Origin of the sequence: Rickettsia argasii T170-B, assembly GCF_000965185.1 — a bacterium.
GTDB classification, from domain to species: domain Bacteria; phylum Pseudomonadota; class Alphaproteobacteria; order Rickettsiales; family Rickettsiaceae; genus Rickettsia; species Rickettsia rickettsii.
Genome location: NZ_LAOQ01000004.1, coordinates 120,585 through 135,328 on the forward strand (window position 1 = coordinate 120,585; position 14,744 = coordinate 135,328).

Here is a 14,744-nt window from a genome sequence, read left to right on the forward strand (position 1 = left end):
ATTCAAAAAATAATATACTTAAAACAAACTGATAAATGAAAAGTAGATAGACGCAGTTTAATTTGGAAAGAGCAAGGAGTCTGTAAGCCGAGGAGCGGAGCGTATACTTAATACGTGAGCATCCGAAGACTTACCAAAACGACGTAGCCAATTTTCCAAATTAAATGAGTATATTCACAATTTTACGAGGAACGAGGATAATCTTCTTCGGCTCTTTCCCTTCTAAGAACTTTTGTACCTTTGGCAGACTGACGGTAACTTGCTTTATTTCATCTTCACTTACGGACATTTTAAACTCATAGGTATCACGGAGTTTGCCGTTAACCTGCACTGCCATAATATATGTATCTAACTCTAGCATTGATTCATCAAATACAGGAAAAGACAAATTATATAATCGCTCTTTATTGCCAAGCTTCTGCCAAATTTCTTCCGTAATATGCGGGATAAAAGGATTTAGTAGCTGTACTAAAACATTAAAGCCATGCCTTACGGTTTTAACATCAATTTTATCTTTGGATATTTCAGCAGATATAACATTAGAAAGCTCACGCATACGTGCTATTGCTCTGTTTAGGGCAAAACGCTTTATATCTTCGGCGACGTGCTTTATTGTAAAATGTACTAACCTATTAAGCTCTTTATTAATCTCGCTATTCACATCATCTTTTAAAGAATCTATTGCCTTAAACATATACTCAAGCTTATTAATAAAACGTGAGCAGCCTTCAATACCGCTTGCCGACCATTCTAGATCTTTCTCAGGCGGACTATCGGACAGTACAAAAAGCCTAATAGCATCTGCCCCATATTGCTCTTGCATTGTCTCAAGATCGATGAGATTCTTTTTAGACTTACTCATCTTTTCAATGCGCCCCTGCACTACTCTATTATTGCTTTCTTTATGAAAAAATTCATTACCCTTTTTCACTACTTCTTCAGGATATAACCAATTATTATGTTCATCTTTGTAAGTGGCATGCAGCACCATACCTTGAGTAAATAGCCCTTTAAAAGGCTCTCGAACGCTTACGTAATTCTGTTCGTTCATTACTTTTGTGAAAAATCTTGCATATAATAAATGCATTACCGCATGTTCAATGCCGCCTATATATTTATCGACCGGTAGCCAGTAATCACAAGCTTTTTTATCAGTCATCTCTGTAGCATTGCTATTGCAATATCTCGTAAAATACCAAGATGATTCAAAAAATGTATCAAAAGTATCGGTTTCACGCACAGCCGGCTTATCGCATTTCGGACAATTAACATGTTTCCAACTAGGATGATGATCAAGCGGATTACCGTGACCATCAAAATTTACATCATCAGGTAAAGTAACGGGTAAGTCTTTGTAAGGTACGGACACTATGCCACAAGTTTCGCAGTGAATCATAGGAATAGGACATCCCCAAAAGCGCTGCCTTGAAATCCCCCAATCTTTTAGACGATAATTTACGCTGCGTTTACCTATGCCTAGTTTCTCAAATTCTCCGATGACTTCTTGTTTTGCTTCGTTACTAGTTAAGCCGTTTAGAAAATCCGAATTAATTAAAATTCCATCTTCCGTATAAGCGGTCTTTTGTACATCCATATCTGCTTTAATTACTTGTTTAATAGATAAATTCATTTTAACAGCTAATTCATGGTCACGTTCGTCATGAGCAGGACAACCAAATATTGCACCAGTACCATAATCCATTAGCACAAAATTAGTAATAATAACCGGTAAAACTATATTTGAATCGAAAGGATGAGTAACAAAAAGACCGGTAAATACACCTTCCTTTTCAGCCTTTTCTAGTTCGCTACTTCTTGTAATATGCGAGCATTTAGTTATAAAAGCGAGTATTTCAGGTGTTTTAGAAACTAACCGCTCTATTATTGGATGATTAAAGGCAATTCCTATAAAGCTAGCACCAAAAATGGTTTCAGGTTTGGTTGAGAATACTTCTATAGTAGTCTCTTCATTATCCTTAATTTTGAAATGAAAATTAGCACCTATCGATTTACCTATCCATTTCTCTTGCATAGACCGAACAGCTTCAGGCCACTCTTTTAAATTCTGAATTTCGTTTAATAATTCTTCAGCATAATCGGTGGTTTTTAAGAACCATTGCTTTAAATAACGTTTTGCAACTATTGCACCTGAACGCCAACCACGCCCGTCTACAACTTGTTCATTCGCAAGCACGGTATTATCAACCGGATCCCAATTAACAAATGATTCTTTTTGATAAGCAAGATTTCGTTCATAAAGCTCTAAAAAGAATTTCTGCTCATGTTTATAATACTCAGGATCGCAACTATTTATCTCTCTAGACCAATCATAAGAAAAGCCCATAGATTTTAGCTGCTTTTTCATATTCTCGATATTAGAATATGTCCATTTTTTTGGGTGAGAATTATTTTTTATTGCGGCATTTTCGGCAGGTAGCCCGAAAGCATCCCAGCCCATCGGATGAAGCACATTAAAACCTTGCATAGTCATAAACCTTGCAATAACATCACCTATAGAATAGTTGCGTACGTGACCTACATGGATTTTACCGGAAGGATAAGGCAGCATTTCAAGTACGTAATATTTTGGCTTGCTACTCGCGTTTGATACCTCAAAAGCTTTTTCTTCTTGCCAAATGTACTGCCATTTTTGTTCTATTTGGTTCATATTTTTTTAATTTATATACTGCATTGTCATTGCGAGCAGTCGTAGACTGCACGGCAATCTCATCAAATATCCTGAGATTGCTTCGTCAATTGCTATGCAATTTCCTCACAATGACGGCAATACTGTTATTATCTCACACTATTAATATATATATCTCTAGCTTTTCTTAAAATTTTATCTTCAAGCGTGATAGCAAGATTTGAGGTGTTTTCATTAAGTACCCATTGTTTATTTTTAAGCATTTCTTCAAATACTTTCACTTCGATTGAATCAGGGCTGATTACATCGTCTTTAATAAATATATTTATTTTAAATCGAAAATTAGGATTAGAACGTGGGCTATACCATTCCGTAATAATCACGCCGCCGTTTGAGTCGGCTGATGCAAGAGGCGCAACACTTATAGTCTCTAATGCTGCTTGCCAGAGATATTTATTAACTGAACCTCCTACAGCTTTAGTAGATTCATTCTTAACCCTACCCGGTCTAAAAACTAATCCTTCTTCACCTGCTATAGAACCTACTTCGTCCCATTTCTGCTCTCGTTCTGTTTTGGGATAATCACCCGCTAAGATACTAGTACTTATTGCACTAAGTATAATTACAAAAAATAATCCGATAATTTTCTTCATAACCAATATTTAATTAGTGTGCTTGAAGTAAATAATAGAGAAGCTTTAGCTATTAGTCAAAAAATATTTCTTCCCACCGTTCTTTGGCATTGTTATATGGCTCAAAAAACCCACTCGATGTCATGCCCGCCTACGCGGGAATGATATAGGGCAGATTTAATTATTTCTCAGAAATAAATTCAAAACGTGGAATATTTTTGCCGTGTAATAAAACCTTTTCGTTAAACATTTCAAGCAGCCTTACCCACAAGCTGGAAATTATCATATAACTCTTGCAAAGTTTATGTTTTACAGTATCTATAACTTAATATAATTTTTCTTTGTAATGCTTATATATTCCGGTTCTCATAAAACTTACACCTTAACAGGCATGACGACAAAAGTATCTTTAGGATTCTCAAGAAATTTAATAAGTACCGGTGCTGAAACATCTGAAAAATATAGTTCTACTAAATCCGATTTCACTGCTTTTAAGACATCTTCCAAATATTGCGGGTTAAAGCCTATAGCTAAAGACTCATCACTATTATATGCATAAAAACTTTCCTTATCTTGTGAAGAATTAATAACCTCTTTTGCGTTACCTCTTGCTTCACCGACGGCACTAATCTCTAAGGTTCCACGAGATAACGATAATTTTACTGCTCTAAATTTTTCAACGGTTATTATCGCTATCCTTTCTATACTATCTACAAACATTTTTCGATTAATTACTAATTTTGAGCTGCTGCTTTCCGGAATAAAAGTACTATAATCAGGGAAAGTACCGTCTATAAGCTTTGATAGCATAATAGTATTTTCGTTACATATAAATTTAATCTTATTGCTATTTAATAAAATTTCTATATCTTCATTTATATTTTTAGGATCTTTAACGATTTTTAAAATTTCCTCTGCACTTTTTTGTGGTAATATAACTCCAAAATTCTTTATTTGTTTTTCTAATGTTACCCATGAAATCGAAAGTCTATGCCCATCGGTACTTGCCGAACAAAACTCTTTGTCTTTTATGTGTAAATAAACACCATTTAAATTATAACGAGTTTCATCTAAAGAAATCGAAAATTTTGTCGATTCGATTATTTTAGCAAAATCCGTGCAGGAAATTTTAAAACTTGCTTCAGGATTAATACTATCCATTGCAGGAAAAGAACTAACCGGCAAAGTAAATAAATTAAATTTACAATTTTTTCCTTGGATCTCAAGTCCCATTGTACCGAGATCTGTTAATGTAAGCTCGGAATCCGGAAGTTTTCGGACTATATCATTTAGAGTTTTTGTAGAAACGGTACATTCACCTTCACTTACTACCTGTACTGCTATTTTTTGACTTAAGTACAAATCCATATTAGTAGAACTAAGCTCTAGATTGCCGTCTTTTGCCGATAATTTAATGTTTGCATATTCAGGTATTACATTACGTTTTTCAACAACGGAACTTGCGAACCCTAGGGACTGAACTAACGTTTTTGTTTCAACTATTAATTTTAACATGTTGTTATTCTCTTAATGTTCCTTGAAATTTTTGTGAGATGGCAGCAACTAAATCTTTACTGAACGAATTTAAATCAGTATCAGATAACGTCCGATCATCTGCTTGTAGCTCTATTTTAACCGCTATAGATTTTTTACCTTCAGGTAATTTATCACCGCTATAAATATCAAATAATATAACTGATTTGACAAGCTTTTTATTAAAATTATTTATATATGATATTATTTCACCGACTCTATGATCTTGATCAACAATAAATGCGTAATCTCTAAAATTAGCTTGGAAATCCGATACTGCAAATTCGTCTCTTTTACCAAATTTAGCTTTTATCAACGGCAAATTCGTAATATTTAGCTCGAATGCAAATATTTCCTGATTAATATCGTAATATTTCAATATTTTAGGGTGTATCTGCCCAAAATGACCTAATAAATTTTTACCAAGCCCTATATTTACTGCTCTAGTTGGATGATAATATTGTGGCAATGCTGTCCCATTTGTTGCTATACACTTATCTATAGATAGTCCTGCATAATCAGCTACCAACTCTAAATCGCCTTTAAGATCAAAAACATCATAGCCTCGTCCAAGCGAATGAGGATTTTTATTATTATATGAACCGCTTATAATTGCCGTCAAATAAGTTGCTTCCGTATTTAAATCTATGAAACTTGGTCCAACTTCAAAAAAAGCCATATCTTTTATAGAGCGTGCTAGATTTTTACTTACTATACTTAACAAATTCGGCAGTATAGTAGGACGCATATAATTGTCTCCTATACTAATAGGATTAAGCAAAAATAACTCTTCTTTTAATTCAGCAAACAACTTTGCATCTTCACTACTCATAAAAGAGTTAGTTACTACCTCATCATAGCCTTTGCTTGCTAATATCCTTTTAAAACTAGATATTCTTTTATGCGCTCTTAGCTTATTATTATCTTGATCTAGTTCGGGTAATTTTATACTCTCTATTTTATCATAGCCGTAAATACGAGCGATTTCTTCAGCTATATCTTCTAAAATAGTTATATCGTGACGCCAAGAAGGAGCTATGACCTTTATAATCTTACCTTTAACATCCGTAATAAATCCTAGTTTATTTAATATGGCTTCTATCGCTTTGATATTTAGTTTAATTCCTGTAATTTTTTCTAAATAACATGCTGAAAAATCTAAAGTTTTTTTTTGTGACTCTTTTTCACCGACTTTCACTACTTCCGATACTTCACCGTTTCCGCATATTGACAAAATAAGATTAGTTGCTATATCCAAAGCCTTTTCCGTAAAATTTCTATCGATATTACGCTCATTACGATATCTAGCATCCGTATCAATTTGGAATCTTCGCCCGCTAGCTGCAACCATTTTAGCATTAAAACAAGCAGCCTCGAGTATTATATTAGTCGTACTATCAGTACAACTACTATCAGCCTCGCCAATGATACCGGCCAGACCTTGAATACCGCTTTCATCTTTTATAACTAAATCATTTTCTGTAAGTAAATATTCTTTGCCGTTTAGGGCGTGGCATTTAGCTAAGTCATTGCGAGGCTGCAAAGCAGCCGTGGCAATCTCATTTTGTTGTCCTGAGATTGCTTCGTCGCTATGCTTCTCGCAATGACGTGCTACAGTAATTCCCCCTTTTATCCTATCTGCATCATAAGCATGCATCGGCTGCCCAAAGCTATAGGAAATATAATTTGTTACATCCACTAAGCTTGAAATAGTTTTTACCCCAACATTTTTTAATAATTTCCGTAACCAATCAGGGCTTGGTTTATTTTTTAAATTTCTTATCTCTCTAAAAGTAAATAACGGACAGGCTTCTTTATCTTGCACTTTAAGCTTCATTTTAGAAATAAATGTACTCTTTATTGCCGAAATTTCTAGCTCTTTAAGTATTCCTATTCCTTTAGCTGCTAAATCTCTTGCGATGCCGTAAACTCCAAGTGCATCACCACGATTAGGAGTAACGTTAATAACAAATATAGGATCATCTAAACCGTAATATTTAGTAAAATTTTCTCCAACTACGGCATCTTCAGATAGCTCTATAATCCCTTCAGACTCTGAAGCTAGCAGTAATTCCTCTTCAGAGCAAAGCATACCACAGCTTTTTTCGCCTCTAATAACAGATTCCTTAATCTTAAATTTGCCGTTTGGTATTTCTACTCCGATATTTGCAAGTACTACTTTTATACCTGCTCTTGCATTACGCGCACCACAAACTATTTGCAGCATACCGCTTTTAGTCTCAACATCACAAAGCTTTAATTTATCAGCTGACGGGTGAGGTTTAATATTTGTAATACATGCTACTTCAAACTTTTGTAATTCCGCCGCTTTATCTATCACCTCTTCCACTTCAAGGCCAATAGCTGTTAGGGCTTCGGCAATTTCAGTAACTGAAGCCGATGTCTCTAAAAATTGTTTTAACCATGATAACGTAAATTTCATTTCGTAAGCCCCCCTGCTAAATTCGGTATATCAAAGCTCCCAAAATTATAATGTTTAAGCCAACGCATATCTCCTTCAAAAAATTGTCTTAAATCTTTGATATTATATTTTAACATTGCAAAACGCTCTACTCCCAGCCCAAAAGCAAAACCTTGATACTCGCTGCTATCAATACCAACATTTTTAAGCACGTTTGGATGAACCATCCCGCAACCGAGGACCTCAAGCCATTTATCGTTTTTATTCACCCGAATATCAACTTCGGCAGAAGGTTCGGTAAATGGAAAAAAGCTGGGTCTAAAACGTAATTCAATATTAGAATTTTCAAAAAAGCTTTTTATAAATGCCGTGATAACATATTTTAAATGTCCCATATTGATATTTTTATCCATAACAAGCCCTTCTATTTGGTGGAACATTGGCGTATGCGTCATATCCGAATCCGATCTATAAGTCCTACCCGGTGCTATAAACCTAAAAGGCGGTTTGCCGTTTTTCATAGCTCTAATCTGCACTGTTGAGGTATGAGTACGTAATAACAGCGGCTTATTATTTTCCTGACTTTTCAAATAAAAAGTATCATGCATTTGCCTTGCTGGATGATCATCTTCAAAATTGAGAGCGGTAAAATTATGAAAATCATTCTCGATATTCGGTCCATTTTCTATAGTAAAACCAAACTGCGAAAATACTTGTATTAACTCCTCACTACATTGTGTTATTGGATGAATAGAACCTTGTTTATATCTCCGTGCAGGGATTGTTAAATCAATTTTATCGGCAGCAAGTTTAAAATTTAGTTCCTGCTCCTCTAAAATTTCTTCTTTTGCTTTTATTATATTCTGTATTTTATCTTTTAATTTATTGATTTTTAAGCCAAATTCTTTACGTTCCCGTTCATTTAAACTACCTAATTTTTTAAGCTCACCGGTCACTATACCGTTCTTGCCTAAAAATTCTACTTTATATTCTTGCAGAGCTTTTAAGTTTTGTACTAATAAGATTTTGTCCTCAGCAAACCTTAATATTGTTTCTATATGTTCCATGATTGTTTTTTTTGTTTTTGATTTTTTATTGTACGGTAGAACGTCATTGCAAGGAGGTATTGTTGCGTGGACCTATTTATCCGTCATTACAAGGAAATTGCATAGCAATTGATGAAGCAATCCAGTTAAAAATTCTGATTTACAGAATTTTTTAATTATTTTCTGGATTGCCGCGTCACCTACGGATCCTCACAATGACGACCTTCAGTATCTACACAACAATACCTCCTTGCAATGACGTTAAATCAACATACACTTCATATAATTCTCTTCTATCCCCACCAACTTCGCTTTAAATATCTGCCCTATTTCTAAAGGTTTATCTAGCTTTACCGGAATAAAATTTTCGGTATGGGCAATATTATTATTCTCTACTAATAACTCCACTTTCTGTCCTATATGTTTTTTAAAGAATTCGGTCAACTGGTTTTGCCCTTCTTGCCTTAAAATTTCTGCCCTTTCTTTTCTTATATTTTTAGGTACTTGTGGCATACGTGCTGCAGGCGTTCCTTCTCTTTCCGAATAAGGAAAAACATGTAAATATTGTAATTCTGCTTCTGAAATTAATTTTCTTGTATTTTCAAACATTTCAGGGGTTTCAGTCGGAAAACCAGCTATAATATCCGCACCAAAAGATACTTCCGGTCTTATTGCCCGCAGCTTCCGACAAAACTCTATTACGTTCGCTCTATTATGACGTCTTTTCATACGTTTTAATATCATATCGTCGCCTGCTTGCAAGCTAATATGAAAATGCGGCATTATCCTTTCACTATAAGCTATAAGCTCAAAAAGTTCATCATCTATTTCTGCAACATCTATTGAAGATAATCTAAGCCTCTTTAATTCAGGGACTAAATTCAACACTCGTTTAATCATTTGTGCGAATGTTGGACTTCCTGGCAAATCACTACCGTAAGCCGTGACATCGACACCAGTAAAAACTACTTCTTTAAAGCCGTTTAATACCAAATGCTTTACCTGCTCTGCTATAGCTCCTATTGCTACTGATCTGCTTTTTCCTCTACCATAAGGGATAATACAGAAAGTACAAAAATGATCACAACCGTTTTGTACCTGAATAAAAGCACGAGACTTACCGTCAAAGCTACTTACTAAATGACTTGCCGTCTCTTTCACCGACATTATATCGTTAACTGTTATTTTTGTATCGGTAATTTGGTAGTAATTAGGTAATAACTTCTCTTCATTACCTATAACTTTGTCAACTTCCGGCATATTACCGTACATTTGCGGACTTGTTTGAGCACTACAGCCGGTAACAATAATTTTTAAATCAGGATTATTTTTTTTAGCCTTGCGTATAGCTTGTCTTGCTTGTTTCTCAGCTGCTTTAGTTACCGCACAAGTATTGAATATTGCTACATTATCGATACCCGACAATTCCAAGTTTTTTCGTATTATCTCACTTTCGTAAATATTAAGTCTACAGCCAAATGTTACTACGTCTTGTCTTAAATTATTGCTCACAATAATATTCCCCACGTGCTACAAGCGTAGCTGCACCTTGCATTATTATATTACCGTTTTCTTCTTTCATAGTAAGGTTACCGTGCTTAAAGACTATAATACTTGGTGAATGGATAAAACCGCGCTTTAAACCGGCAGCAAAACTACCGCAAGCTCCACTTCCGCAAGCAAGCGTTAACCCTACCCCCCGCTCCCAAACGGATAAATAGATTTTATTATCTTTTACTTCAGCAAAATTAACGTTTACCCCATCTGCGAATAATTCCTTAGCCTGCAATTGTTCACCAACAATTTTTTGATCTTGAGGTTCTAACTTACTAAAAATAACTACATGCGGATTACCTATATCAACGCAAATAGTTTCCTTTAAATCAATCATATAACGCTCTGCAAATTCCCAAACTTTATCACGACTTGGCATCCAAGCTTCATTAAAACTAACGCTTCCTACATTAACGCTAATATTATTTTCATCATTGACATTACATAGCAATTTTTTATTGCCTACCATTACGGTAATATCTTGCTTTCCCGTATCAAGATAAATTAACTTGGCTAAACATCTTGTAGCATTACCGCATAATTTAGCACTAGAGCCGTCTATGTTATATATAATCATTTCATAAAAATCATTATGCTCTTCATAAATAATGAACTGATCGCAACCGATACCTGTATGACGCTCAGCCATATTTTTTGCTAACTGCGATAAATCATATGAACTTGATAAATCTCGTTTGTTAACAATAACAAAATCATTACCGAGACCATGCATTTTTACAAAATTAATTTTACTAATCATAATGTTTTACATATTAGGAAATTGTATTATAGCAAATTTCTTGGAATTTGCTATAATGAAGTGATGATATATAAAAATATAGACTATTATGCTAATTTCACGTTTCTTAGACCCTAAAAATAACTATGAATTTTTAAAAATTTTCGGTACAGAAAAAAATAAGGATATACTTATTCATTTTCTAAATAACATTTTAGGTTATACGGGAAAAGAAGTAATTACCGCAGTTACTTTTTTAAAAACAATCTAAGATCCCGATATCGCTACTTATAGACAATCTATAGTTGATGTATTATGTAGAGATAAATACGGTACTCAATTTATTGTAGAGATGCAGGTCAGCAAACATCCAGGTTTTGAAAAACGAGCTCAGCTTTATACAGCAAAGGCCTATTCAAGATAAATAATAAAAGAAGATGAAGATCATAAAAAAAATGGCAGTATATGCAAAACTTCGAGGAGTAATATTCTTAGCTATTGCCGATTTTATTTTATTGCCCGATAAAAAAGATTGGAGATCAGATCATAGATTACTTGATACTAAAACTTATGAGAACGACCTACAAGATTTTTATTTTATCTTTTTAGAGCTTGAAAAATTTAATAAAGAATTAGATCAATTAGAGAACCTTCAAGAAAAATGGGCATATTTCTTTAAACATGCACATGAAAGCACTCTAGACGAAATGGAGAATTTGATAGGTCATGATTTTATTATTAAAAAAGCTTTTTATGCTTTGGATCAAGCTAGTTGATCTGAAAAAGGGTTAAATACTTATGAAAAAATGATAAAAACCGAAATGGATAATCTAGCCGTAGAAGAGCAGAAAATTATGGATGCTGAAGCTAAAGGGGAAGCAAGACAAAAAATTTCTATAGTTAAAAAAATGTTAGCAAAAAATAAACCTTTAGATAAAATTATAAATTTTACCGTTTTAACAGAAAAAGAAATCGAGCAATTAAAGTAATGAAGATCCTTAATATTATGCTAAGTCGTGACCTTGGTGGCATTCAACAAGCATTTTTAGATTATAGCACTGCTTTAGAGATGCAAAAAATTGAGGTTATAAATATCACTTCTTACAAGGCAAAAATAAATTCCTTTCTACACAAACAAAGCTTAAAACTACCTAATATAGTACCGTTTGCTTTACTCTCGGTACTTATTCTTAAGTATATAATTCATAAGACTAAGCCCGATATAATTATAGCACACGGTAATAGAGCAATAAATTTTAGTAAATTTGCTAAATCACAAAATATAAAATTAATCGGTATCGCTCATAATTATAGTTTAAAAGGATTACGTAAATGTGATTTTGTTATTGCCTTGACGCATCATATGAAAGAATTTTTACTAAAAAATAACTTTGCCGAATCTAGGATATGCATCCTACCGAATATGATAAATATTGCTAAAGACTTTATTCCAAATAAAACATATAGAAAACCTGTCGTAATTGGTGTACTAGCAAGATTTGTAGCTAAGAAAGGTGTTGATGTGTTTATTAAAGCTATCAAAATTTTAAAAGAAAAAAAATATGATCTTCATGCAATTATAGGTGGAAGCGGCGAGGAAAAAGATAATTTAATTGCTTTAGCACATAAACTTAATTTACAAGATCAAATATCATTTACGGGATGGGTTAACGATAGAGATAAATTCTTTAAACAAATAGATATTTTTTGCTTACCGTCTCTTCATGAACCGTTTGGAATTATAGTGCTTGAAGCAATGGAGGCAAGCATGCCTATCGTTAGTACAGATACTGAAGGGCCTGCAGCAATCTTAAACGACATGCAAGATGGGCTTATTTGTAAAGCTGGCTCTGCTGAAGATTTAGCAGCAAAAATTGTCTATCTAATAGAGAACCCTATAAAAGCAAAAGAATTTTCTAAAAACGCCTACCTTACTCTCAAACAAAATTATGACGTTAAAGTTGTTTCTGAAAAGTTACAGCATATTTTAGAAAGCTTCAGATAAGATGAATTTAAGGGTGAGCCTACACAGCTTATAAAAATACGTGAACACAAGCGAATCCTGTAAAATTCACTTATATCAAGCTTTCTAAAATATGCTGTAGCAACATTATTACGTAATTATAAAAATATTTAGTTGAAAAAATAATAGTCTATATTGACATAACGGTTTAAAGATTCATAATTAATATTAAGTAATATGAATTTATTTTAATGAACCTAATCTATGAACTTCGTATGCCGATTCTTCATTTACTTAAAATATATTCTAGTTTTATCGATTTCATCATTTCTTCTATGTGTTTGTAATGCAAAACACGATAATATTCCCCCTAAACTCTCATTACCTACTACTTGGAATAATTATTCTCTAGAACAAAATAATAATGCATCCTCCAAGTGGTGACTGCAATTTAACGATCCGGTGTTAAATAACCTAATCGAAGAATCTTTAACCGGTAACTCCGATATTGAGCTGGCAATAAGTAATGTGCTAGCAGCGCAAGCACAGCTTACCCTTATTAATTCTTATAGATTTCCACAAATTTCTTTAACAGGCTTATTAGGATTCGGTAGCAATAAACTTAATACTCTGTTTACTAACTCAACTGAGACTTGGCAGGTAGGCGGCAACATAGCAGGACCTATTTTTGATTTTGGCAAATAACAATGCTTAAAACAATAATGCGGAATTTGATATTGATAACATTACTAGTACTAATAGTAATATTAGTGGTTTGGGTAATAACACATCATCATAAAAGCAGTAAACAAATCACTATAGCAGCTCCGGTTGAGGTAACACCAGTTATCAGAAAAGACGTACCTGATGTGATAGCACTTGCAGGAGTAGCTGAAACTTACCAAAGTGCCGATATTCAATCTCAAGTTACGGGCCAAATATTAAGTGTAAATTTTGATGACGGACAAGAAGTAAAAACAGGTGATTTATTATATGAAATCGATTCTTGTCCGTTTCAAAATCAATTACAGCAAGCACAAGCAAATTTACTAAGTGATACTTATAACCTTGAAGATGCTATAAAAGAAGAGGCAAGATATCGTGCTTTATACGAGGAAAAAGCCGTTTCGGAGGAGCAGTATTTACAAATGCTAACTAATATGAATATGCTTAGGGCCACCGTGGAACGCGATAAAGCAATTATTGCAGACGCTAATTTACAAATCGAGTATTCAAAAATAGTAGCTCCTTTTGATGTTAAACTTAGTGAGAGTAATGTGGATATAGGTGATTTAGTATCGCCGGATTTTGTGCGTCTAGTAACTATCAATACTAGCTCGCCTATTTATGTCAGCTTCTCTATACCTGAAAAATATCTCGATCGTATTAATAAATCTCAAAAATCTAATGATTTAGCTTTGACGGTTAGAACCGTAAGCGACCAAGAAATTAAAGACGGTGAGATCGTTTTTGTCGATAATTCGATTGATCCAAATAGCGGCACTATCAAAGTTAAAGCAACACTACCTAACCAAAACGAAATATTATGGCCGGGACAGTGTGTTCGTGTATCCCTAACGATTTACATCGAACAAGCGGCTTTAATAGTTCCATCTAAGGCCATGCAAACTAACGATCAAGGTCCTTATATATTTGTTGTCGATCAAGATAATAAAGCCGTGGTCAAGAATATAGATATAGTGTTTTCTAATGATGATTTTATTGTTATTAAAAGCGGTATAGATGAGGGAGAAACGGTAATCACCAACGGGCAGCTATGGTTATCTAACGGAGCAGAGGTGAGTGTTAGGGAGGAGTAGTGTCAAATCGTCATTGCGAGGACATTACAAAGTAATTGACGAAGCAATCTTAGGAGTTTGTCATTATTTCATGAAATTGCCACGCTTCTTACAGTCGCTTGCAATGACAATATGTATGACGGAAAAAATCCATAAAACAGGAAAAAAATAATTGGGCATTTCAGAAATATTTATTAAGCATCCGGTTCTTGCTACTTTATTCATGGCAACTATTTTGCTGTTTGGAGCATGCGGTTATAGGATATTACCGGTAAGCGTTTTACCTGACATCAACTGCCCGACTATTCCGGTTTCAGTAAACTTGCCTGGAGCTGCTGACGTTACTACTATGGCGTCTTCAGTTGCATTACCGCTTGAAAAGCAATTCTCGACGATATTCAGATATTGA

General features: G+C 34.1%; 14 protein-coding genes and 2 pseudogenes. 8 read left to right on the plus strand and 8 right to left on the minus strand.

The window, feature by feature from the left end:
• Positions 1-67: 67 nt before the first annotated feature.
• A pseudogene (locus tag RAT170B_RS11635) lies at positions 68-164 on the plus strand (palindromic element RPE5 domain-containing protein); the annotation flags it as partial.
• On the opposite strand, the gene leuS reads toward RAT170B_RS11635, so the two are convergent.
• From leuS to dapF, 8 genes are all read right to left on the minus strand, one after another.
• Entirely contained in the window at positions 161-2,668 is a 2,508-nt protein-coding gene (leuS, locus tag RAT170B_RS05635) for a leucine--tRNA ligase (RefSeq protein ID WP_045805829.1), read from the minus strand. The pseudogene RAT170B_RS11635 and the gene leuS overlap by 4 nt on opposite strands.
• 128 nt (positions 2,669-2,796) lie before the next feature.
• A complete protein-coding gene (locus tag RAT170B_RS05640) occupies positions 2,797-3,300 on the minus strand; it encodes a DUF3576 domain-containing protein (protein ID WP_014014278.1) in 504 nt (167 codons plus the stop codon).
• Between the two features lie 160 nt (positions 3,301-3,460).
• The gene (locus RAT170B_RS12420; protein ID WP_014014277.1) at positions 3,461-3,565 is read right to left on the minus strand and encodes a DUF1653 domain-containing protein; all 105 of its coding nucleotides are present in this window, start codon (positions 3,563-3,565) and stop codon (positions 3,461-3,463) included.
• Positions 3,566-3,654: 89 nt separating this feature from the next.
• On the minus strand, positions 3,655-4,794 hold the full coding sequence (gene dnaN / locus RAT170B_RS05645; protein ID WP_045805830.1) for a DNA polymerase III subunit beta: 1,140 nt from the start codon (positions 4,792-4,794) through the stop codon (positions 3,655-3,657).
• Between the two features lie 4 nt (positions 4,795-4,798).
• Positions 4,799-7,255 carry a phenylalanine--tRNA ligase subunit beta gene (gene pheT / locus RAT170B_RS05650; RefSeq protein WP_045805831.1) on the minus strand — a complete coding sequence of 819 codons (2,457 nt, stop codon included), beginning with the start codon at positions 7,253-7,255 and terminating at the stop codon, positions 4,799-4,801.
• A complete protein-coding gene (gene pheS, locus RAT170B_RS05655; protein ID WP_045805832.1) occupies positions 7,252-8,301 on the minus strand; it encodes a phenylalanine--tRNA ligase subunit alpha in 1,050 nt (349 codons plus the stop codon). Before pheS ends, pheT begins: the two co-directional genes overlap by 4 nt.
• Before the next feature lie 240 nt (positions 8,302-8,541).
• Positions 8,542-9,807: a tRNA (N(6)-L-threonylcarbamoyladenosine(37)-C(2))-methylthiotransferase MtaB gene (mtaB, locus tag RAT170B_RS05660; protein ID WP_082068679.1), complete on the minus strand. Its 1,266-nt coding sequence runs from the start codon at positions 9,805-9,807 to the stop codon at positions 8,542-8,544.
• Positions 9,782-10,594 carry a diaminopimelate epimerase gene (gene dapF, locus RAT170B_RS05665; RefSeq protein ID WP_045805834.1) on the minus strand — a complete coding sequence of 271 codons (813 nt, stop codon included), beginning with the start codon at positions 10,592-10,594 and terminating at the stop codon, positions 9,782-9,784. Before dapF ends, mtaB begins: the two co-directional genes overlap by 26 nt.
• Positions 10,595-10,682: 88 nt before the next feature.
• On the opposite strand from dapF, the pseudogene RAT170B_RS12195 reads away from it, so the two are divergent.
• From RAT170B_RS12195 to RAT170B_RS10815, 7 genes and pseudogenes are all read left to right on the plus strand, one after another.
• Positions 10,683-10,997 (plus strand): annotated as a pseudogene (locus RAT170B_RS12195) (PD-(D/E)XK nuclease family transposase).
• A gap of 13 nt (positions 10,998-11,010) precedes the next feature.
• Positions 11,011-11,349: a PD-(D/E)XK nuclease family transposase gene (locus RAT170B_RS12200; protein ID WP_315849890.1), complete on the plus strand. Its 339-nt coding sequence runs from the start codon at positions 11,011-11,013 to the stop codon at positions 11,347-11,349.
• 30 nt (positions 11,350-11,379) lie between these two features.
• Positions 11,380-11,562, plus strand: a complete 183-nt coding sequence (locus tag RAT170B_RS12205; protein WP_315849891.1) for a hypothetical protein — start codon at positions 11,380-11,382, stop codon at positions 11,560-11,562.
• Positions 11,562-12,578, plus strand: coding sequence for a glycosyltransferase family 4 protein (locus tag RAT170B_RS05675; RefSeq protein ID WP_045805835.1), 1,017 nt, complete (start codon positions 11,562-11,564; stop codon positions 12,576-12,578). The genes RAT170B_RS12205 and RAT170B_RS05675 overlap by 1 nt, the downstream gene beginning before the upstream one ends.
• A gap of 420 nt (positions 12,579-12,998) precedes the next feature.
• Complete coding sequence (locus tag RAT170B_RS05680) at positions 12,999-13,241, plus strand: TolC family protein (protein WP_045805836.1); 243 nt, start codon at positions 12,999-13,001, stop codon at positions 13,239-13,241.
• A 32-nt stretch (positions 13,242-13,273) separates the two neighbouring features.
• Complete coding sequence (locus RAT170B_RS05685; protein WP_261368735.1) at positions 13,274-14,356, plus strand: efflux RND transporter periplasmic adaptor subunit; 1,083 nt, start codon at positions 13,274-13,276, stop codon at positions 14,354-14,356.
• A 151-nt stretch (positions 14,357-14,507) separates the two neighbouring features.
• A complete protein-coding gene (locus RAT170B_RS10815; RefSeq protein ID WP_082068681.1) occupies positions 14,508-14,744 on the plus strand; it encodes an efflux RND transporter permease subunit in 237 nt (78 codons plus the stop codon).

What these genes read in the sequence shown, in the direction of transcription:
- RAT170B_RS12205 (WP_315849891.1), top strand. Translation starts at nt 11,380, where the DNA reads ATGATAAAAACCGAAATGGATAATCTAGCCGTAGAAGAGCAGAAAATT.
- RAT170B_RS12200 (WP_315849890.1), top strand. Translation starts at nt 11,011, where the DNA reads ATGAAGATCATAAAAAAAATGGCAGTATATGCAAAACTTCGAGGAGTA.
- pheS (WP_045805832.1), bottom strand. Translation starts at nt 8,301, where the DNA reads ATGGAACATATAGAAACAATATTAAGGTTTGCTGAGGACAAAATCTTA.
- RAT170B_RS05675 (WP_045805835.1), top strand. Translation starts at nt 11,562, where the DNA reads ATGAAGATCCTTAATATTATGCTAAGTCGTGACCTTGGTGGCATTCAA.
- pheT (WP_045805831.1), bottom strand. Translation starts at nt 7,255, where the DNA reads ATGAAATTTACGTTATCATGGTTAAAACAATTTTTAGAGACATCGGCT.
- RAT170B_RS12420 (WP_014014277.1), bottom strand. Translation starts at nt 3,565, where the DNA reads ATGATAATTTCCAGCTTGTGGGTAAGGCTGCTTGAAATGTTTAACGAA.
- RAT170B_RS05640 (WP_014014278.1), bottom strand. Translation starts at nt 3,300, where the DNA reads ATGAAGAAAATTATCGGATTATTTTTTGTAATTATACTTAGTGCAATA.
- dnaN (WP_045805830.1), bottom strand. Translation starts at nt 4,794, where the DNA reads ATGTTAAAATTAATAGTTGAAACAAAAACGTTAGTTCAGTCCCTAGGG.
- dapF (WP_045805834.1), bottom strand. Translation starts at nt 10,594, where the DNA reads ATGATTAGTAAAATTAATTTTGTAAAAATGCATGGTCTCGGTAATGAT.
- leuS (WP_045805829.1), bottom strand. Translation starts at nt 2,668, where the DNA reads ATGAACCAAATAGAACAAAAATGGCAGTACATTTGGCAAGAAGAAAAA.